Source organism: Streptomyces rubiginosohelvolus, from assembly GCF_014649875.1.
Taxonomy (GTDB): domain Bacteria; phylum Actinomycetota; class Actinomycetes; order Streptomycetales; family Streptomycetaceae; genus Streptomyces; species Streptomyces rubiginosohelvolus.
Window position 1 is genome coordinate 107,621 of the sequence record NZ_BMTW01000007.1, and the last position, 20,488, is coordinate 128,108.

The 20,488-nt window shown below is 71.5% G+C and carries 19 protein-coding genes; 3 read left to right on the plus strand and 16 right to left on the minus strand.

Annotated features, from left to right (window positions below):
* The first annotated feature begins 132 nt into the window (after positions 1–132).
* A complete protein-coding gene (gene bldD, locus IE134_RS17835; RefSeq protein WP_006123181.1) occupies positions 133–633 on the plus strand; it encodes a transcriptional regulator BldD in 501 nt (166 codons plus the stop codon).
* A 172-nt stretch (positions 634–805) separates the two neighbouring features.
* On the opposite strand, the gene nusB is transcribed toward bldD, so the two are convergent.
* From nusB to IE134_RS17900, 13 genes are all read right to left on the minus strand, one after another.
* Positions 806–1,237, minus strand: a complete 432-nt coding sequence (gene nusB / locus IE134_RS17840) for a transcription antitermination factor NusB (protein ID WP_010057335.1) — start codon at positions 1,235–1,237, stop codon at positions 806–808.
* 2 nt (positions 1,238–1,239) lie between these two features.
* On the minus strand, positions 1,240–1,806 hold the full coding sequence (gene efp / locus IE134_RS17845) for an elongation factor P (protein ID WP_010057334.1): 567 nt from the start codon (positions 1,804–1,806) through the stop codon (positions 1,240–1,242).
* Positions 1,807–1,856: 50 nt separating this feature from the next.
* Positions 1,857–2,963 carry a M24 family metallopeptidase gene (locus tag IE134_RS17850; protein ID WP_030712612.1) on the minus strand — a complete coding sequence of 369 codons (1,107 nt, stop codon included), beginning with the start codon at positions 2,961–2,963 and terminating at the stop codon, positions 1,857–1,859.
* 64 nt (positions 2,964–3,027) lie between these two features.
* Entirely contained in the window at positions 3,028–3,969 is a 942-nt protein-coding gene (locus tag IE134_RS17855; protein ID WP_189431037.1) for an AAA family ATPase, read from the minus strand.
* Between the two features lie 141 nt (positions 3,970–4,110).
* Positions 4,111–4,551, minus strand: a complete 441-nt coding sequence (aroQ, locus tag IE134_RS17860; RefSeq protein ID WP_030712607.1) for a type II 3-dehydroquinate dehydratase — start codon at positions 4,549–4,551, stop codon at positions 4,111–4,113.
* Complete coding sequence (gene aroB, locus IE134_RS17865) at positions 4,548–6,185, minus strand: 3-dehydroquinate synthase (protein WP_097948007.1); 1,638 nt, start codon at positions 6,183–6,185, stop codon at positions 4,548–4,550. The genes aroQ and aroB overlap by 4 nt, the downstream gene beginning before the upstream one ends.
* Complete coding sequence (gene aroC, locus IE134_RS17870; RefSeq protein WP_030712602.1) at positions 6,182–7,366, minus strand: chorismate synthase; 1,185 nt, start codon at positions 7,364–7,366, stop codon at positions 6,182–6,184. The genes aroB and aroC overlap by 4 nt, the downstream gene beginning before the upstream one ends.
* Positions 7,367–7,510: 144 nt before the next feature.
* Complete coding sequence (locus IE134_RS17875) at positions 7,511–8,338, minus strand: shikimate dehydrogenase (protein ID WP_097986261.1); 828 nt, start codon at positions 8,336–8,338, stop codon at positions 7,511–7,513.
* Positions 8,335–10,143, minus strand: a complete 1,809-nt coding sequence (gene mltG / locus IE134_RS17880; protein WP_030712597.1) for an endolytic transglycosylase MltG — start codon at positions 10,141–10,143, stop codon at positions 8,335–8,337. The genes IE134_RS17875 and mltG overlap by 4 nt, the downstream gene beginning before the upstream one ends.
* Positions 10,144–10,241: 98 nt before the next feature.
* Positions 10,242–10,715 (minus strand): Holliday junction resolvase RuvX, encoded by a 474-nt coding sequence (ruvX, locus tag IE134_RS17885; RefSeq protein WP_030712595.1) that lies wholly within the window; start codon positions 10,713–10,715, stop codon positions 10,242–10,244.
* 8 nt (positions 10,716–10,723) lie between these two features.
* Entirely contained in the window at positions 10,724–13,393 is a 2,670-nt protein-coding gene (gene alaS / locus IE134_RS17890) for an alanine--tRNA ligase (protein WP_030712592.1), read from the minus strand.
* The gene (locus tag IE134_RS17895; RefSeq protein WP_030712590.1) at positions 13,393–13,740 is read right to left on the minus strand and encodes a DUF6167 family protein; all 348 of its coding nucleotides are present in this window, start codon (positions 13,738–13,740) and stop codon (positions 13,393–13,395) included. The genes alaS and IE134_RS17895 overlap by 1 nt, the downstream gene beginning before the upstream one ends.
* Before the next feature lie 7 nt (positions 13,741–13,747).
* A complete protein-coding gene (locus tag IE134_RS17900) occupies positions 13,748–14,209 on the minus strand; it encodes a DUF948 domain-containing protein (protein ID WP_189431131.1) in 462 nt (153 codons plus the stop codon).
* Between the two features lie 220 nt (positions 14,210–14,429).
* Between IE134_RS17900 and IE134_RS17905 the strand changes: the two genes are divergently transcribed.
* Positions 14,430–16,643 (plus strand): ATP-binding protein, encoded by a 2,214-nt coding sequence (locus IE134_RS17905; RefSeq protein ID WP_030712584.1) that lies wholly within the window; start codon positions 14,430–14,432, stop codon positions 16,641–16,643.
* A gap of 17 nt (positions 16,644–16,660) precedes the next feature.
* On the opposite strand, the gene rpsD is transcribed toward IE134_RS17905, so the two are convergent.
* A complete protein-coding gene (gene rpsD / locus IE134_RS17910) occupies positions 16,661–17,275 on the minus strand; it encodes a 30S ribosomal protein S4 (protein WP_006123201.1) in 615 nt (204 codons plus the stop codon).
* A 191-nt stretch (positions 17,276–17,466) separates the two neighbouring features.
* Between rpsD and IE134_RS17915 the strand changes: the two genes are divergently transcribed.
* Positions 17,467–18,168 carry a DUF2470 domain-containing protein gene (locus IE134_RS17915; RefSeq protein WP_189431040.1) on the plus strand — a complete coding sequence of 234 codons (702 nt, stop codon included), beginning with the start codon at positions 17,467–17,469 and terminating at the stop codon, positions 18,166–18,168.
* Between the two features lie 19 nt (positions 18,169–18,187).
* On the opposite strand, the gene IE134_RS17920 is transcribed toward IE134_RS17915, so the two are convergent.
* Entirely contained in the window at positions 18,188–19,555 is a 1,368-nt protein-coding gene (locus tag IE134_RS17920; protein WP_030712580.1) for a replication-associated recombination protein A, read from the minus strand.
* Positions 19,556–19,611: 56 nt separating this feature from the next.
* Entirely contained in the window at positions 19,612–20,250 is a 639-nt protein-coding gene (locus tag IE134_RS17925; protein WP_030712578.1) for a vitamin K epoxide reductase family protein, read from the minus strand.
* Positions 20,251–20,488 lie beyond the last annotated feature (238 nt).

The window sequence follows — 20,488 nt, forward strand, 5'->3', positions numbered from 1 at the left end:
CCTGGCCCCACCCCCGGGAGGTGCCGGTCCGGACCATTCGGCTTGACGCATCCAAGTAACGCTGCGTAACCTCACAGTGAGTTACCAGCCACGCGGCGGAGCCGCACACTGTTCCAGCGTCCGGGGAGCCATATGTCCAGCGAATACGCAAAACAGCTCGGGGCCAAACTCCGTGCCATCCGCACCCAGCAGGGCCTTTCCCTCCACGGCGTGGAGGAGAAGTCCCAGGGTCGCTGGAAGGCCGTCGTGGTCGGTTCGTACGAGCGCGGCGACCGTGCCGTGACCGTGCAGCGTCTCGCCGAGCTGGCGGACTTCTACGGGGTCCCGGTGCAGGAGCTGCTGCCCGGCACGACGCCGGGCGGGGCCGCCGAGCCGCCGCCGAAGCTCGTCCTGGACCTGGAGCGCCTCGCCCACGTCCCGCCGGAGAAGGCCGGTCCGCTGCAGCGCTACGCGGCGACCATCCAGAGCCAGCGCGGTGACTACAACGGCAAGGTGCTCTCGATCCGCCAGGACGACCTGCGCACGCTGGCCGTGATCTACGACCAGTCGCCGTCCGTGCTGACGGAGCAGCTCATCAGCTGGGGCGTGCTGGACGCGGACGCGCGCCGCGCGGTCTCCCACGACGAGAGCTGAGCGAGCGGGGCCGGACCCCGCAGCAGAAACGTGCCGCCGGGTGGGCGGGGACCCGAAGGTCCCCGCCCACCCGGCGTCTCTGTGCCCGAGGTCGCCCCGGGTACACCGAAGGGCCCACAGCCGGTCGGCTGTGGGCCCTTCGTGGTGTGCGGCCGAATCGGGGCCGCCGGGGCTACTGCTCCCGGCGGAGGTTCGGCTTGAGGTCCTTGAAACGGGCCAGCAGGCCGTTCACGAAGGACGGGGAGTCATCGGTGGAGAACTCCTTGGCGAGCTGGACGGCCTCGTCGATCACCACGGCGTCAGGGGTCTCGTCCATCCAGATCAGCTCGTACGCACCGAGCCGCAGGATGCTCCGGTCGACGACCGGCATACGGTCGATCTCCCAGTCCACGGCGTAGGTGACGATGAGGTCGTCGATCCGGTCCGCGTACTGCGCGTACCCCTCGACGAGCTCCATCGTGAACTCACCGACCGGCGGCTGACGGTCGTCGGTCCGCGAGTGCCGTACCCAGTCCGCGAGGACGCTCTGCACGGACTCACCGCGCTGGTCGGCCTCGAAGAGGATCTGGAAGGCGCGCTTGCGGGCCTTGTTCCGGGCGGCCACGGTTAGCTGTTCACCCGGCCGAGGTAGTCGCCCGAGCGGGTGTCGACCTTGATCTTCTCGCCGGTGGTGATGAAGAGCGGCACGCCGATCTCGTAACCGGTCTCCAGGGTGGCGGGCTTGGTGCCGCCGGTGGAGCGGTCGCCCTGGACGCCCGGGTCGGTGTGCTGGATCGTCAGCTCGACGGCGGCGGGCAGCTCGACGTAGAGCACCGCGCCCTCGTACTGGGCGACGGAGGCGGTGAAGCCCTCGATCAGGAAGTTGGCGGCGTCGCCGACGGCCTTGCGGTCGACCATGAGCTGGTCGTACGTGTCCATGTCCATGAAGACGAAGTACTCGCCGTCCATGTACGAGAACTGCATGTCGCGGCGGTCAATGGTGGCCGACTCGACCTTCACGCCGGCGTTGAACGTCTTGTCGACGACCTTGCCGGAGAGCACGTTCTTGAGCTTGGTGCGCACGAAGGCAGGGCCCTTGCCGGGCTTGACGTGCTGGAACTCGACGACGGACCAGAGCTGGCCTCCGTCGAGCTTGAGCACCATGCCGTTCTTGAGGTCGTTCGTGGAAGCCACGGTTGCGGAATCTCCTGGACTGAAGCTGGTGGAACGACCGAGGATCCGCGCTAGAGCGCGAGCAGCTCCTTGGTCGTCATGGTGAGTAGCTCGGGTCCGCCGTCCGCCTCGGGGCGCACGACGAGCGTGTCATCGATCCGGACACCGCCCCGGCCCGGGAGGTGGACCCCCGGTCCGACGGTGACCGGCACACAAGCGTCCAGTTTACCCATGGCTGTCGGTGCCAGTTGCGGGTCCTCCTCGATTTCGAGCCCCACACCGTGCCCGGTCACCGGCTGGAGGCCCTCTCCATGCCCTGCGGACTCCAGCGGATGCCGGGCCGCACGGTCCACGTCCCGGTAGGCGGCACCGGGCGCCAGGGCCTCCCTGCCTGCCCGCTGAGCGGCGAAAACAAGGTCGTACAGCTCGATCTGCCACTCGGCGGGGGCGGTGCCGATGACGAACGTACGGCCGATCTCGCAGCGGTAGCCGTGGTAGCTCGCGCCGAGGCGGACGGAGAGGAAATCTCCCTCCTCCACCCTGCGGTCCGAGGGCCGGTGGCGTCCCTGGCCGGAGTTGGGTCCGGTGGCCACGGAGGTGACGAAGGCGGGGCCGTCCGCGCCGTGGTCGACGAGGCGGCGCTCCAGTTCCAGGGCGAGGTGGCGTTCGGTGCGGCCGACGAGGATCGATTCGAGGAGCTCTCCGAGGGCCTGGTCGGTGATCTCGGCGGCGATCCGGAGGCAGCCGATCTCCTCCTCGTCCTTGACGATCCGCTGCTGTTCCACGGTGAAGCCCAGATCGGCCAGGGCCAGGCGCGGGGCGGACTTCCCCATGGCCCGGTGCCGGGCCACGGTCAGATCGTGTTCCTCGACGGCGAGCGACTCCGCCCCCGACTCGGCGGCGAGACCGGCGGCGGCGACCACCGGGTCCTCGTCCGGGGCGGGCAGGAGGTCGATCCGCAGGGCCTCGTCGGGCCGCCCGTGGGCGCCTTCGCCGGCCGGGGCGCGGGGGCAGAGCAGAACGTCCTCGCCGGGGCCGAGCAGCAGCACGGCGCCGGGGGGCGCTCCGCCCGCGAGATAGCGGACGTTGGCGGGGCGGGAGACCAGGGCGGCCGCGGAACCCGCGGCGGCGCACCGGTCGCGGAGCAGCCCGCGTCGGACGGCGTGCACCTCAGACATGGTTCGAGCGTACGAGCGGGTGCGGTGGCCCGCCCGGCCAGCGCACCCACCCGGGGGCCCGTCGCTACCAGGCGGGCGGACTCGCGATGGAACGGGCCAGCACGTCGTCCAGGACGCGGGCGGTGGTCTCGACGTCGTACGTGGAGTTGTCGATGATCGGGAGACCGGATCCGTACCAGCCGGCCATCCGGCCGTGGATCCGGGCGACCTCCTCGTCGGAGAGCCGACGGTTGCCGCTGCGCGCCGCGTTGCGCTCCAGGACGATCTCCAGGCCGGGCAGCAGGACCACGGGCAGCAGGCCGGGGCCCACATGGCGCTTCCAGCCGCCGAGGCCGACGACCGGGCGGTCGGGGAAGACGGCGTCGTCGAGGATGCAGGAGATGCCGTTGGCGAGGAAGTTGCGGGCGGCGAAGCCGCAGGTGCGGCGGGCCAGCCGGTACTGGGCCTCGGAGTGGTCGTTCCAGCCGGCCTGCGGGTCGGCGAAGCCGGAGCGGACCCATTCGCGGACGTCGTCGAGGGAGACATGGGCGGTGGGCACCCGGCGGCGGGCCGCCCAGAGCTTGGCGACGGTGGTCTTGCCCGCGCCGGCCGGGCCGATGAGCAGCACGGCGAGCGTCGCGCCGCCGGTGCCGGGCTCGGCGGGGGGTGCGGGCAGCGGAACGGGGCCGCCCGGGGGCAGCTGGACGTGTCCGGTGTGTCCGACGGCCTCCCTGGCGGGGGGCGTGGGGCCGGTGCCGCTCCAGCCGGGGCCCGGGACCTGGCCGGGTGCGGGCGAAGGCTGAGCGTGTCCGGGGGTGGGAGGAGCCTGGCCGGGAGCCGGCGGGGGTGGGCCCTGGCCCGGCGGCGGGGGCGCGGGCTGTGCCTGCCCGGGGCCCGGGGGCGGCGGGGATATCGGGGGCGGGCCGGGGTGGCCGGGGTGGCCGGGCTGCTGGGCCTGGTAAGGCCGGCCGACGTGCCCGCTACCGGGTCCGTGGGGCGGCAGCGGGGCCCCCACTGCGTGCTGCATCCGGTGCCACTCCGTCTCGTCACTGCAACTGGCGCTGCTGGGAGGGCTACCGTACCTTCCCGGGCCGTCTCGGGGTGAACGGCCCGGGAGGGTACGAAGTGCCCGTCGGCCGCGCGGCGGGCGGACGGGAACCGCGGGGTGTCAGTCCGTCAGTTCGTCGGCCAGGGCGCGCAGGGCGAGCCGGTAGGAGCCGATGCCGAACCCGGCCACCGTGCCCGTGGCCACCGCCGCGACCACGGAGGTGTGCCGGAACTCCTCGCGGGTGTACGGGTTGGAGATGTGCACCTCGATCAGCGGGGCGGTGCGCTGGGCGGCCGCGTCCCGCATGCCGTACGAGTAGTGCGTGAAGGCGCCCGGGTTGAGAACGACCGGGATGGAGCCGTCCGCCGCCTCGTGGAGCCAGCGGATCAGCTCGCCCTCGTCGTTGGTCTCCCGTACGTCGACGTCGAAGCCGAGCTCCTTGCCGAGCGCGGTGCAGGTCTCGACGAGTCCGGCGTAGGAGGTGGCCCCGTAGACGTCGGGCTCGCGCGAGCCGAGCCGGCCGAGGTTGGGGCCGTTGAGGACGAGGACCCTGCGGGTCACGCGGAGACCTCCCCGTAGGCGGCGAGCAGCACGGCCGGGTCGGGGCCCTCCAGGACGGTGGGCTTGCCGATGCCGTCGAGGACGATGAAGCGCAGCAGGTCGCCGCGCGACTTCTTGTCGACCTTCATGTTCTCCAGCAGCTTGGGCCACTGGTCGCCGCGGTAGGTGAGCGGCAGGCCCACCGACTCCAGGATCGTGCGGTGCCGGTCGGCGGTGGCGTCGTCGAGGCGTCCGGCGAGCCGGCCCAGCTCGGCGGCGAAGACCATGCCGATGGAGACGGCGGCACCGTGGCGCCACTTGTAGCGCTCGTTCTTCTCGATCGCGTGACCCAGCGTGTGGCCGTAGTTGAGGATCTCGCGGAGTCCGGACTCCTTGAGGTCGCTGGAGACGACCTCGGCCTTGACCCGGATGGAGCGCTCGATCAGCTCGGCGGTGTGCGGCCCGGAGGGCGTACGGGCACCCTCGGGGTCGGCCTCGACCAGGTCGAGGATGACGGGGTCGGCGATGAACCCGGCCTTGATGATCTCGGCCATGCCGGAGACGTAGTCGTGCACCGGCAGCGATGCCAGGGCGGCGAGGTCGCAGAGGACCCCGGCGGGCGGGTGGAAGGCGCCCACGAGGTTCTTGCCCTCGGCGGTGTTGATGCCGGTCTTGCCGCCGACGGCCGCGTCGACCATGCCGAGCACGGTGGTGGGGACGGCGATCCAGCGGACCCCGCGCAGCCAGCTGGCGGCGACGAATCCGGCGACGTCCGTGGTGGCGCCGCCGCCGATGCCGACGATGACGTCGGTGCGGGTGAAGCCGGTCTGGCCGAGCGCCTTCCAGCAGTAGGCGGCGACCTCGACGGTCTTGGCCTCCTCCGCGTTGGGCAGCTGGATCGCGATGGCCTCGTACCCCTGGGCGGCGAGGTCCTCACGGACCGCCTCACCGGTCTCGGCGAGCGCCTCGGGGTGCAGGACGGCGACCCGCTTCGCGCGGTCGCCGATGAGCTGGGGCAGCTCGCCGAGGAGCTGGTGGCCGACGAGGACCTCGTACGGGTCGGAGCCCGCGGAGCCTGCGACCTGGATGCGGGTGGGGCCCTGCTGCGTCATGCCGGTGTTCTCCACGCCGGGGGCGGCTGGGCCCTCCGGCAGTTCCAGTGCGTCGATGATCGCCTGGGCGACCTCTTCGGGGGTGTTCTCGTCGGTCGCGACGACGGTACGGGCGACCTCTTCGTACAGGTGGCGGCGGGCGTCCATCAGCTCGCGCCACTGCCGGCGCGGGTTGACCGCGAGCAGAGGACGTGCGGCGCCGAGCCCGACGCGGCGGACGGCCTCGTCCACGTCCATGGAGAGGTAGACGACCGGCCGGCCGGCCAGCAGCTCCCTGGTCGCCCCGTCCAGGACGGCTCCGCCACCGAGGGAGAGGACGCCCGGGTGCCCGGCGACGGCCGCGGCGACGGCCCGGCGCTCCAGGGCGCGGAAGTGCTCCTCGCCCTCGTCGTAGAAGATCTCCGCGATCGGCTTGCCGGCCTCGGCGACCACGTCCGCGTCGGTGTCCCGGTAGGTGGTGCCGAGCCGGGCGGCGAGCAGTTCGCCGACGGTGGACTTGCCGACGCCCATCGGGCCGACGAGGACGACCAGGGGGCCGCTCATCGGATCTGGAGGTGGTCGAGGTACGACTGGACGTTGCGACGGGTCTCGGCCACGCTGTCGCCGCCGAACTTCTCCGCGACCGCGTCGGCCAGGACCAGGGCGACCATCGCCTCCGCGACGATGCCCGCCGCCGGGACGGCGCAGACGTCGGAGCGCTGGTGGTGGGCCTTGGTGGCCTCGCCGGTGGTGACGTCCACCGTGGCCAGGGCGCGCGGCACGGTCGCGATGGGCTTCATCGCGGCGCGGACGCGCAGCAGCTCACCGGTGGTGAGCCCGCCCTCGGTGCCGCCGGAGCGGCCGGAGGTACGCCGGATGCCCTCGTCGGTGGCGACGATCTCGTCGTGCGCCTTCGAGCCGGGGACCCGGGCCAGCTCGAAGCCGTCGCCGACCTCGACGCCCTTGATGGCCTGGATGCCCATGAGCGCGGCGGCGAGCCGGGCGTCCAGGCGGCGGTCCCAGTGGACGTGCGAGCCGAGCCCGACGGGCACGCCGTACGCCAGCACCTCGACGACCCCGCCGAGGGTGTCGCCGTCCTTGTGGGCCTGGTCGATCTCGGCCACCATCGCCTTGGACGCGTCGGCGTCCAGGCAGCGGACCGGGTCGGCGTCCAGCTTCTCCACGTCGCCGGGGACCGGGACGACGCCGTACGGCGCCTTGGCCGCGGCCAGCTCGACGACGTGGCTGACGATCTCGATGCCCGCGGTCTCCTTGAGGTAGGAGCGGGCGACGGTCCCGAGGGCGACGCGGGCGGCGGTCTCCCGGGCGCTGGCGCGCTCCAGGACCGGCCGGGCCTCGTCGAAGCCGTACTTCTGCATGCCCGCGAGGTCGGCGTGGCCGGGCCGGGGGCGGGTCAGCGGGGCGTTACGGGCGAGCTGGGCCAGCTCCTCGGGGTCGACCGGGTCGGCCGACATGACCTGCTCCCACTTGGGCCACTCGGTGTTGCCGACCATGACGGCGACCGGGGAGCCCATGGTGAGCCCGTGGCGTACGCCGCCGAGGAAGGTGACCTCGTCCTTCTCGAACTTCATCCGCGCGCCGCGGCCGTAGCCGAGCCGTCGCCGGGCCAGCGCCTCCGCGACCATCTCCGTGGTGATCGGGACACCGGCGGGAAGACCCTCCAGCGTCGCCACCAGTGCGGGTCCGTGCGACTCCCCCGCGGTCAGCCAGCGCAACCTGCTCAACGGTGCTCCTCATGCTCGCGCCTGAAATCCAACGGCGCCACCGGGTGCGCGGCCCTGGCCCGCCACCCCCGATCCTCCCACGAACGGAGGCACGATCCGGTCGCCGGTCCAGCAGACGGACCGGCGACGGGCGTGGGCGGGCGATCAGCGGGAGGCGAGCGCGGCTTCCCCGGCCTGCCGCATGGCGGCCAGCGGCGCCGGGATCCGGCCGGTCATCTGCTCGACCTGGAGCAGCGCCTGGTGCACGAGGAGGTCGAGCCCGCCGACGACCGCCCCGCCGTGGGCGGACCAGGCGGCGGCGAGCCGGGTGGGCCACGGCTCGTACAGCACGTCGAAGAGGATGCCCGGAGCCTCGGGCACGGAGCCGGTGACAGCGTCCGTCGCGCCCGCCGGGGTGGTGGCGATGACCAGGGGTGCGCTCAGTGCCGCCGCCGCGTCCGCCCAGTCGGCGGTGATGACGTCGACCCCGAGCCGCTCCCCCCAGCCGCGCATCTCGGCGGCCCGCTCGGGGCTGCGCACGTACGCCGTGACCGGCCCGGCGCAGACCACGGCGAGCGCGGCCAGCGCGGAGGAGGCGGTGGCGCCGGCGCCGAGGACGGCGGCGGATTCCACCTTGTCGACGCCGCGTTCCCGCAGGGCGGCGACCATGCCGGGGATGTCGGTGTTGTCGCCGACCCGGCGGCCGTCCTCGGTGAACACGACCGTGTTGACGGCCTCCACGGAGGCGGCCGTCGCACTGACCTCGTCGAGCAGCGGGATGATCGCGCGCTTGAGCGGCATGGTCAGGGAGAGCCCCGCCCACGAGGCGTCAAGCCCCTCGACGAATCCGGGCAGCGCCGCCTCGTCGACCTCGAACCGGTCGTAGGACCAGTGTTCCAGGCCGAGTTCGGCGTAGGCGGCGCGGTGCAGGACCGGGGAGAGGGAGTGGGCGATGGGCGAGCCGAGGACGGCGGCCCGGCGTGGCGCGCTCACTGGCCGGCCTTCCCGTCCTCGTACTCCCGCCGGTTCTTCTCGTGCTCCTCGTTGGTCTCGGCGAAGACGGTCTTGTCCTCGTTGATCGAGACGAAGTAGTACCAGGGGCCCGGTGTGGGATTCATGGCCGAGTGCAGGGCGTCCGCACCCGGGTTGCTGATGGGGCCGGACGGCAGACCGATGATCTTGTACGTGTTGTACGGGTCGTCGATCTTCCGCAGATCGTCGACGGCACCGATGTCCAGGGTGCTCTGGCCCTTGATGTAGTTGACCGTGGAGTCGAATTCCAGCCGCCCGACGGTCTCCATGTTGCCCGGCTTGAGCCGGTTGTAGACGACCCGCGCGACCTTGTCGAAGTCGTGCTTGTACTTGCCCTCGACCTGCACGAGGCTCGCGACGGTGATGAGCTCCCACGGAGTCTTCAGGCCGAGCTTCTTCGCGCTGCCTTCCAGGTCGAGCTTGCCGTACTCCTTGTTCGCCCGCGAGACCATCCGCTTCAGCGCGTCCTCGGGCTTGGACCCCTTGGCGACCGGATAGGCCGCCGGATAGAGGAATCCTTCCAGCGGGTCCTTCACATCCGGGTTGTCATCGGCCCAGTCGGGCAGTCCGAGACTCTCCGCCTTGGTCTTGGCGATGTCGGCCGTGGTGCCCTTCTTGAGCTTGAGCCGCGTGTCGATCATCTTGTAGACCGTCGTGTTACGGGTCCCCTCAGGGATCACGAACGCGTTCTGGCTCTTCGGATCGAGCATCAGTGTGACCGCGCTGGCCGCCGACATCTCCTTGTTCAGGAGATAGACACCGGCCTGGATCAGCTTGCCCTTGGGGTTGTCGTTCTGCGCCGCGACAAAGGCGTCGGACGACTTGATGACCCCCTGCTTGCGCAGAATGTTCGCGATGTCGTACCCGAACGCGCCCTCGGGGATCTCGACCTCGACCTGCTCGCTGCTGCCCGACCCGGCGTAGTCGGCCGGGGCGCCGAACTGCTTCTTCCAGAAGGTGTAGCCGACGTAGCCGACCCCACCGAGGCCGCCGACCAGGACGACGGAGACCACCAGGCAGGCACAGCCGCTGCGGCTCTTCTTCTTGCCCTTGCCGCCCCGGCGCTCATTGCCACCACGGTCACGGCGCGAGGAGCGTGATCCGTCGTCGTCCGGGTCATCGTCGTCGTCGCGCGGCTCACGGTCGGCCGGGTCGTCCGCACCGGTGAAGAAGGGGTGCGTCTCCTCCTGCGGCTGATCCGGATCCCAGTCCGTCGACGCCTGCTGGTGAGGCTGCTGTTGCTGAGGCTGCTGCTCGGGCGCGGCCTCGCGGCGCCCCGGGGGCTGCGGCGGAGGGTAGGCCTCCGGCGTGCCGTAGTAGTCCTGGCCCGTGTCGTAGCCGCCGGGGTGCTGCGCGTACGGGTCCTGGGGCTCGGCCCCGTACGGCATGGCGGCCTGCTGGCCGGTGTCCCAGCCGCCGTTGTACTGCGGCTGGGCACCGGGCTGCTGGGCGTACGGGTCCTGGGGCGTGCCGTACTGCTGGTGGTTCTGCTGCTGATGCTGGTGGTTCTGGTTCTGCTGCTGATGCTGGTGGTTCTGCTGCTGGCCGTACTGCTGATGCTGGTCGTACGGCTGCTGCTGGTGCCCCTGGTACTGCTGGTGGTTCGGGTGCTGCTGGGTGTACGGGTCCTGCGGATAGGACTGCTGCTGGTCGCCGTACTGGCCCTGGCCGTGGGCGGCCTGGCGGCCATCCCATCCCTGGTCCCCGTACAGGGGATCCTCGGGATGCCACGGTTCGGAGCCGGGGCCCCGGCCATACTCAGTCATCGATCCCCTAGAGCCGCGAGACGACGTTCCGTCTCTTCGCTTCGCTGTGCGGTTTATTCGAACACCGCCGCATCGCGCGGAACGTTACCGTATCGCGATCAGACAACCACTTCGACGCCCTCGCCCGGGGGATTACCTGACGCCCGTTCGGACTCCAGAGCGTTCTGAAGGATCACCACAGCGGCAGCCTGGTCGATGACAGACCGGCCCTTCTTGGACTTCACGCCCGAGGCGCGCATGCCCTGGGCCGCCGTCACTGTGGTCATCCTCTCGTCCACCAGTCGCACCGGAACCGGCGCGATCGACCGGGCGAACGTCTGCGCGAACTCCCGGACCTTGGCGGCCGCGGGGCCCTCGCCGCCGCCGAGGGAGCGCGGCAGGCCGAGGATGACCTCGATCGGCTCGTACTCCTCGACGATCTGGCGGAGCCGCCGGTGGGCGGCCGGGACATCGCGTCCCGGCACGGTCTCCACCGGCGTGGCCAGGATCCCGTCGGGGTCGCACGAGGCGACCCCGATCCGGGCGTCCCCGACGTCGACGGCGAGCCGTCGGCCGCGGCGCATCGCGGTCATCCCGCTCGTCACGCCGTCTCGGTGACGAGGCGTTCGACCGCGGCGACGGCGTCGCCGATCGCGGCCGGGTTCGTGCCGCCGCCCTGGGCGACGTCCGGCTTGCCGCCGCCACCGCCGCCGAGGGTCTTGGCGGCCGTACGCACGAGGTCACCGGCCTTGAGACCGCGCTCGCGGGCGGCCTCGTTGGTGGCGATGACGGTGAGCGGGCGGCCGTTGGCCGTGGTGAACAGGGCCACGACGGCCGCGCGGCCGCCCTGGATGCGGCCCCGCACGTCCAGGACCAGCTTGCGCAGGTCGTCGGCGGAGGTGCCGTCGGGGACCTGGCCGGTGACCAGGGCGACGCCGCGGACGTCCTTGGCGGACTCGACGAGCCCGGCGGCGGCCGCGAGGACCTTCTCCGCGCGGAACTTCTCGATCTCCTTCTCGGCGTCCTTCAGCTTGCCGAGCATGCCCGCGATCTTCTCGGGCAGCTCCTCGGGACGGCCCTTGACCAGCTCCTGGAGCTGGGCGACGACCGTGTGCTCCTTGGCGAGGAAGTTGTACGCGTCCACGCCGACCAGGGCCTCGATGCGGCGCACGCCGGAACCGATGGAGGACTCGCCCAGCAGCTTCACCAGACCCAGCTGGGCGGTGTTGCCGACGTGGGTGCCGCCGCACAGCTCCTTGGAGAAGTCGCCGATGGTGACGACGCGGACCCGCTCGCCGTACTTCTCGCCGAACTCGGCGATGGCGCCCTGCTTCTTGGCCTCGTCGATGGACATGACCTCGGCCTGGACGTCGAGTTCCCGCGAGAGGACCTCGTTGATCCGCTGCTCGACGTCGGTGAGGACCGTGCCGGGGACGGCGGCGGGCGAACCGAAGTCGAAGCGGAAGCGGCCCGGGGAGTTCTCGGAGCCGGCCTGGGCGGCCGTCGGGCCGAGCGCGTCGCGCAGTGCCTGGTGCGTGAGGTGCGTGGCGCTGTGGGCGCGGGCGATGGCCCGGCGGCGGGTGTTGTCGATGGAGGCGAAGACGGAGGCTCCGACCGTCACCTCGCCGACCTGGACGACGCCCTTGTGGACGTGGACGCCGGGGACCGGCTTCTGGACGTCGCGGATCTCGATCACGGCGCCGGTGTCGAGCCGGATGCGGCCGGTGTCGGCGAGCTGGCCGCCGCCCTCGGCGTAGAAGGGGGTGCGGTCGAGGACGACCTCGACCTCGTCGCCCTCGGTGGCGGCGGGCGAGGGCAGGCCGTCGACCAGCAGACCGACGATGGTGGACTCGCCCGCGGTGGAGGTGTAGCCGGTGAACTCGGTGGCGCCGGCGGTGTCGGCGACCTCGCGGTAGGCGGAGAGGTCGGCGTGACCGGTCTTCTTGGCGCGGGCGTCGGCCTTGGCCTTGTCGCGCTGCTCCTGCATGAGGCGGCGGAAGCCGTCCTCGTCCACGGAGAGCCCCTGCTCGGCGGCCATCTCCAGGGTGAGGTCGATCGGGAAACCCCAGGTGTCGTGGAGCAGGAACGCCTTGTCCCCGGCGAGGACCTGGCCGCCGGCGGCCTTGGTCTCGGTGACGGCGGTCTCCAGGATGTTGGTGCCGCCCTTGAGGGCCTTGAGGAAGGCGGCCTCCTCGGCGAGCGCGACCGTCTCGATGCGCTTGCGGTCGGTGATCAGCTCCGGGTACTGGAGCCCCATCGTGTTGATCACGACGTCCACCAGCTCGTTGACGACGGAGCCGGTGGCGCCCATCAGACGCATGTTGCGGATGGCGCGGCGCATGATGCGGCGCAGCACGTAGCCGCGGCCCTCGTTGCCGGGGGTGACGCCGTCGCCGATGAGCATCACCGACGTACGGATGTGGTCGGCGACGACGCGGAGCGAGACGTCCGTGGACTTCTCGGCGCCGTAGCGGACGCCGGTCAGCTCAGTGGCCTTGTCCATGACGACGCGCAGGGTGTCGGTCTCGTACATGTTCTGCACGCCCTGGAGGATCATCGCCAGGCGTTCGAGGCCGAGACCGGTGTCGATGTTCTTGGACGGCAGGTCCCCGAGGATCGGGAAGTCCTCCTTGCCGTCGCCCGCGCCGCGCTCGTACTGCATGAAGACCAGGTTCCAGATCTCCACGTACCGCTCGTCGTTGACGGCCGGGCCGCCCTCGACGCCGAACTCGGGGCCGCGGTCGTAGTTGATCTCCGAGCAGGGGCCGCAGGGTCCGGGGACGCCCATGGACCAGAAGTTGTCCTTCTTGCCCAGGCGCTGGATGCGCTCGGCGGGGACGCCGATCTTGTCGCGCCAGATGGCCTCGGCCTCGTCGTCGTCGAGGTAGACGGTGATCCAGAGCTTCTCGGGGTCGAGGCCGTAGCCGCCGTCCTCGACGGAGTTGGTCAGGGCCTCCCAGGCGAGCTGGATGGCCCCTTCCTTGAAGTAGTCCCCGAAGGAGAAGTTGCCGCACATCTGGAAGAAGGTGCCGTGGCGGGTGGTCTTGCCGACCTCTTCGATGTCCGGCGTACGCACGCACTTCTGCACGCTGGTGACGCGCGGGGCGGGCGGCTTGACCTCGCCGAGGAAGTACGGCTTGAAGGGGACCATGCCCGCGGGGACCAGCAGCAGAGTCGGGTCGTCCGCGATGAGCGACGCCGAAGGCACGGCAGTGTGACCGCGCTCCTCGAAGAAGCTCAGCCAGCGGCGGCGAATTTCAGCCGACTCCATCAGTGGTCCTCATTCCGGTTGTTCGATTTGTAGGGAAGCTTGCGGTACGTGTTCGGGCGCGCGGCGGGTTCGGGCGCTTCGACGGCCCAGTGCCGCTGCACGGGAAGGTCCGGGTCGGCCGGGGCCTCCAGGCCGAGGGCGCCGCCCAGTTCGGCTTCGCGCCGGACCATGCCCTCCCGTACGTCGAGGGCGAAGTCCTTGAGCTTGTGACCGGTCTCGATCGCCTTGTCCGCGGCCTGCGCCGCGAGGCTTTCGGGGGTCAGCTGCTTGAGCTTGCGGTTGACCTTGGTGGTGGCCCACACACCGGCGGCTGCGCCGGCGGTGAACCAGAACGTGCGGCGGAACATCGCTCGATCAGTCCTTCTGTCCGCGGGCGTTTCGGCGTTCGCGCCTGCGTTCGCGCGCCGAGGGTACGGTCCGGCCGACGATCACCGTACGGCGGGCGGAGCCACGGCCCCGCGCCGGGTCCGGTTCGGGCTCGGGGGCGGTGCGGCGGCCGAGCGCCTGCCGTACGCCGTAGCCGAAGGCGGCGACCTTGACGAGAGGGCCGCCGAAGGTGGAGGCGACGGTGGTGGAGAGCGCGGAGGCGTTGGAGGTGACCTCCTGGACGTCGCTCGCGATGGCGTCGACCTTGTCCAGCTGGGTCTGCGCGGAGCGCACCGTCGCCGAGGCGTCGGCCAGCAGCGGAACGGCCTGTTCGGTCACGTCCGCGACGAGTTTGGTGGTCGCCCTGAGCGTCTGGGCGAGCCTCACCAGCACCACGGCGAGGAACGAGACCAGGATCGCCCAGAAGACGGCCACGAGGATCCCGGCCACCTCTCCACCGGACACAGTGCACCGCTCTCTGCTTGTCGATCGGCCCCTTCGGGGGCTTGTCTCCATCGGTGCCGCCCGGCTGCCGCCCGCGCGCCCGATCGTCGTCCCACGAGCCTATCGCGCCGCGCATCTCCTCCCCTACCGCATTCCCCGCGGGCCGGGCGGGAGTTGTCCGGCGAGATTGTACGGAGAGCTTTCAAGCCAGTACGCTCCGTGTTTCATGCGACGCCTGCAGGACCCCTGCCCGAACCCCGATGATCCCGACGCCCGTCCCGTGGCGGCGCCCGGCAACCTCCCGGCCGAACTGACGAGGTTCGTGGGCCGCGAGGGCGAACTGGCCGAGCTGGACGGGCTGTTGGAGGAGTCCCGGCTCGTCACCGTCGCCGGAGTGGCGGGGGTGGGCAAGACCCGGTGCGTCATCCGGGTCGCCGCGCTCCGGGAGAAACGGTACTGCGACGGGGTTCTTCTGGCCGAGCTGTCCACCGTCCGCGATGCCGACCTGCTGGAACACGCCCTGATCGACGCCCTGGGGCTGGCCGATCACACCAGCCGGCCGCCGCGCGCCGTCCTCGTCGAACACCTCCGCGAGCGCCGGACCCTGCTGGTGATCGACGGCTTCGAGCATCTCGTCGACGCCTGTGCCGGCCTCGTCACCGAGCTGCTGCGCCGGGCCCCGGGCCTCCAGGTCCTCGCGGCCGGGCGCTGCCCGCTGCGGGTGGACGGGGAGCGGACGTACCCGCTCGCCCCGATGTCCGACGGGGACGCGGTGGAGCTCTTCACCGAACGGGCGCGCGGGGTGCGGCCGGGCTGGGCCCCCGCGGCGGACGAGCAGGCGGCCGTGCTGGAGCTCTGCCACCGCCTCGACGGCATTCCGCTCGCCCTGGAGCTGGCGGCCGGGCGGCTGCGCGCCCTCTCGGTGGAGCAGGTGCTGCTGCGCCTCGACGACCGGTTCCGGCTGCTGACCGGCGGCCGTCGCGGTGCGCCGCCGCGCCATCAGACGCTGCGGACGGCGATCGGCTGGAGCCATGAGCTGTGCACACCCGAGCAGCGGCTGCTGTGGGCGCGGCTCTCGGTGTTCGCCGGGCAGTTCGACCTGGAGGCCGCCGAGTACATCTGCGGCGGGACGGATCTGCCGGCCGACGCGGTGCTCGATGTGCTGGACGAGCTGATCGCGCAGTCGGTGGTGGAGCGCGAGGACGGCCCGGCCGGGGCCCGCTACCGGCTGCTGGACACGGTCAGCGAGTACGGGGCGCAGTGGCTGGCGGCGACCGGGGACGCCCAGCGGCTGCGGCACCGGCACCGGGACTGGTTCCTGGGGCTCGCGACCTGGTGCGAGCTGGACTGGTTCAGTCCGCGCCAGGCGGAGGTGGCGGCGCGGATCGACAGCGAACTGCCCAATCTTCGCCGGGCGATGGAATGTTCGATGGAGAGCCCCGACGAGGTGCATCTCGCGCAGCACCTGGCGGGCACCCTCTGGTTCTACTGGACCGGCTGCGGGCGGCTGTCCGAGGGCCGGCACTGGCTGGACCACGTCCTGGAGGAGCCGACCCCGCACGACGCCGCCCGGCTGAAGGTGCTGTGGGTGCTGGGCTATGTGGCGGTGCTCCAGGGCGACGCGGTGGGCGCGATCTCGGCGCTCCAGGAGTGCCGGGAGGAGGCCGAGCGCTGCGGGGACGCGACGGCACTGGCGTACGCGGTGCACCGCACGGGGTGTCTGGCGATCGTGACGGACGACATGCCGCGCGCCGAGGAGCTGCTGCGCGAGGCGCTCGGCCGGTACCGCGAGGTCGGCGAGCTCAACAGCAACGTCCTGATGGCGCAGGTGGAGCTGGCCATGGCGGTGGCGTTCCTCGGCGATCTGGACGCGGCGGCGGTGATCTGCGACGAGGTCCGGGAGATCTGCGAGGACCACGGGGAGCGGTGGGCGCTGGCGTACGCGCTGTACGTCCTGGCGTACGCGGCGCTGCGGCGGGGGCGGCCGGCCCGGGCGCGGCAGATGCTGGGTGAGTGCCTGACGATCGGCCGGACGTTCAACGACCTGCTGGGCACGGTGCTGTCGCTGGAGCTGCTGGCGCTGGTGACGGCGGTGGAGGGGGACGCCGGGGAGGCCGCCGTGCTCCAGGGCGCGGCGGAGGGCATCTGGCCGTCGGTGGGTCTGCAGCTGTTCGGCTCGGCGTTCTACGGGCGGCCGCGGGTGGAGTGCGAGGAGCGGGTGCGCCGGGAGCTGGGGAACGCGGCGTACGAGGAGGGGCTGGGGGCGGGCCGACGGCTGGATCCGGCCACGGCGGTCGACCGGGCCCTGGCCGGTGGCGGACCGGGCGCGCCGGGGGGCGCGCCGTGCGGGGGCGGGGTGCCGGCGCCGGGCGGGCCCGGGGGAACGCGAAGGCCCGCCGCCTCCCGGATGACAGGGAGGGGCGGGCCGGAGCGCTGGTGAGAGCGGCTACGCCTGGATCAGCGGGCGTAGTACTCGACGACGAGCTGCTCGTCGCAGATCACCGGGATCTCCTTGCGGTTCGGGTCCCGGTCCAGGCGGAAGGCCAGGGCCTTCAGGTTCACCTGGAGGTAGCGCGGGGTCTCACCCTCGGTGTCGTAACCACCCTCGCGGGCCACCTGGAAGGGGACCTTGGAGCGGCTGCGCTCGCGGACCTGGACGATGTCGTCCGGGCGCACGCGGAAGGACGGCTTGTCGACCTTGCCACCGTTGACCTCGATGTGGCCATGGACGACCATCTGACGGGCCTGGTAGATGGTGCGGGCGATGCCCGAACGCAGGACCAGGGCGTCGAGACGGCGCTCGAGCTCGACGACCAGCGCCTCGCCCGTCTTGCCTTCGGCCTTCTTGGCGCGGTCGTAGGCGCGCGCCATCTGGCGCTCGCTGATGTCGTACTGCGCACGCAGGCGCTGCTTCTCCAGCAGACGGACCTTGTAGTCCGAGTTCTGCTTGCGGCCACGGCCGTGCTCACCCGGCGGGTACGGACGAGCTTCGAAGTACTTGACAGCCTTGGGCGTCAGGGCGATGCCGAGGGCACGCGACTTCTTGACCTTGGGACGCGACTGGTTAGGCACGTTCTCCAGACCTCCGTTGTAGGTTAGGTTAGGCTTACCTTACTCAAGGAGATCGCATGTCTCGCCCTGGGAACACCACTCACGTCACGGACAGCACAGACAGCGGCAGCACCTCAGAGGAGGATGCTGCTACGACGGAAGGCCGATCAGATCGTGGTCAGCCGCGTCCCAGCGGGCTAGAAAACACTCGGATGCCGTCAGCAGCCGAGCGCACACGAACTCTCGTACAGAGTACCTGCTCCGCGCTGCTGGTCGTACCGGGGCTCGATCTGGCCCGCGCCGAACCCCTGGTCCCGGACAGCCGGAGCGTGGGACCCGAGGGCGATGTGTTCCTCGAATTCCCCGCGGATTCCCCGGCCGTTCGGGCCGCGACGCACGCGCAGGGCGACGAGCTGACCGCCGTGCTGGAGATCACGGACGTCGCTCCGGTCTCCGTACCGCACCGGATCCGCGGCCGCGCCTGGATCTCCGGCTGGCTCACCTCCGTCCCCGGCATCGCCGCGCCCGGCCGGATGATGCTGCGTCTGGAGTTCGGCGAGGCGTACGTGGACGACCTCTGGGGCGCCGAGGACATCGAGCCGGAGGACTTCCGCGACGCGGCCCCCGACCCGCTGGTCCTCCACGAGGCGGAGCTGCTCCAGCACCTGGCCTCCGCCCACGACGAGCAGATGCGCACGCTGTGCGGCCTGCTGGGCGAGCGGACCGCCCGGGGCCTGGCGCCGAACCAGCCGGGCGCGGTGCCCGTGGCGCTGGACCGCTTCGGGCTGCGGGTGCGCTTCATCGAGAGCAGGGACGCGTGCTTCGACGCCCGCTTCGAGTTCCCCGAGCCGGTGCGGGACGTCACCGAGCTGCGCCGCGCCATGCACACCCTCTTCGAGGCGGCCGCGTCCTGACCGGCCGGCTCGAGGCCCCCTACGCCTGCTCGCCGCCCTCGCCGGCGCGGCCGAGGCGCTCGCGGACGCGCTCGACGACGTCCGCGTACCGCGCCTCGGCGCCGTAGCGGGTGGGTGTGTAGTACTGCCGGTCCCGGACGGCGTCCGGGGCGTACTGCTGGGCGGCGATGCCGCCCTGCACGTCGTGCGGATAGACATAGCCCTGGGCGTGGCCGAGCTTGGCCGCGCCCTTGTAGTGACCGTCGCGCAGATGGGCCGGGACGGGTCCGGCGAGCCCTCTGCGCACGTCGTCCTGCGCGGCGGAGATCGCCAGCGTCGCCGCGTTGGACTTGGGGGCGAGCGCCAGCGCGATGGTGGCGTGGCTGAGGGTGAGCGCCGCCTCCGGGAAACCGATCATGGCGACGGCCTGGGCGGCCGCCACCGCCGTCGGCAGCGCGGTGGGATCCGCGAGCCCGATGTCCTCGCTGGCCGAGATCATCAGCCGCCGGGCGATGAACCGGGGGTCCTCCCCCGCCTCGATCATCCGGGCCAGATAGTGCAGAGCGGCGTCCACGTCGGAGCCGCGGATCGACTTGATGAGCGCGCTGGCCACGTCGTAGTGCTGGTCACCGTCACGGTCGTACTTCACGGCGGCCCGGTCGACGGTCGCCTCGACCGTCTCCAGCGTGATCTCCGGCTCGTGCGTGGCGATGGCGGCACCGGCCGCGGCCTCCAGCGCGGTGAGCGCCCGCCGCGCGTCGCCGCCGGCGATCCGCAGCAGATGCGCCTCGGCGTCCTCGGGCAGGGTGACCGCCCCGCCGAGACCCCGCTCCTCGGTCAGCGCCCGGCGCAGCAGGGAACGCAGGTCGTCGTCGGTCAGCGGCTCCAGGGTGAGCAGCAGGGAGCGCGAGAGCAGCGGGGAGATGATCGAGAAGTACGGATTCTCCGTGGTGGCGGCGATGAGCGTCACCCAGCGGTTCTCCACGGCGGGCAGCAGGGAGTCCTGCTGGGCCTTGGAGAAGCGGTGGATCTCGTCCAGGAAGAGGACGGTCTCCTTGCCGAAGCCACCGGTGGCGCGGCGCGCGCTCTCGATGACGGCGCGGACCTCCTTGACGCCCGCGGTGATCGCGGAGAGCTCCACGAAACGCTTGTTGGTGGCCTTGCTGACCACATACGCCAGGGTCGTCTTACCGGTGCCGGGCGGGCCCCACAGGATGACGGAGGACGCCCCCGCCGGACCGCCCCCGTCGCCGACGAGGCGGCGCAGGGGCGAGCCCGGCTTCAGCAGATGCTGCTGGCCGACGACCTCGTCGAGGGTGCGGGGGCGCATCCGGACAGCGAGGGGGCTGCTGGACGGGTCCTTCTCCTGGCGGTCTTCGGCGGCTGCGGTAAAGAGGTCGGGCTCCACGTCATGAAGCCTAAGCGACCCCACTGACAGGGCCGCCTACGGGAGTGGCCCGGCGATCAGCTGGTCCAGAAGTCCCACCAGCGGGTCAGGATCAGCATGCCGATGATCCCGATCCACATCACCGGAAGCACCCAGGGGAACTCGGTGAGCCCGTTCCGCAGCCAGGCCGGGGCCGGGAGGATGCGGTGCTTGACGTTGTGCGTGGTCACGTAGCAGAACATGACGATGGTGGCGACCCAGGCGAGGCAGCACCACAGGCAGAGCGAGTTGATGTTGTACAGCGACTGGTACTGGAGCCAGGTGCAGAACCCGACACCGAAGAGCATCCCGGCGTTCAGCCCGAGCCAGAACCAGCTCCGGTAGCGGGCCCCGGCGAGCAGGCCCATCCCGATCGCGATGACCATCCCGTACGTGACCAGACCCAGCATCGGGTTGGGGAACCCGAACGCGGAGGCCTGGTCGCTCTTCATGATGTTGCCGCACGCGACGACGGGGTTGAGGCTGCAGCCGGGCGTGAAGGAGGGGTCCTCCAGCAGCTTGAACTTGTCGATCGTGATGACCCAGGAGGCCAGCAGACCGGCCGCGCCGGTGATCACCAGAAGCAGGGCGAGACCGCGTCCGGCCCCGAAGGTGCGCTTGCGGCCGCCCTCGTCCTGATCGGAGGAGAGATCGTGGTCTACCGCTGCAGTCGTCATATCGCCGTTCCGTCACCGAGTGGTCAGCCGGGCAAGGTCATTGTGCCGCAACCCCGCACCGGCCCACCGTTCGATGGACATAAAGACGTACGTCGGTGAAGGCCCCGACGGGCGGACTCGAACGGCCGCGAGGCCCCGACGACGGAGGATGGACGGCTTCCCGGTGCCGGCCCGTCGAAGCGGAGCCCATGACCGGCCTCCAACGGGGTGCGCCGTCAAGGGTGAACGCACCCTCGCA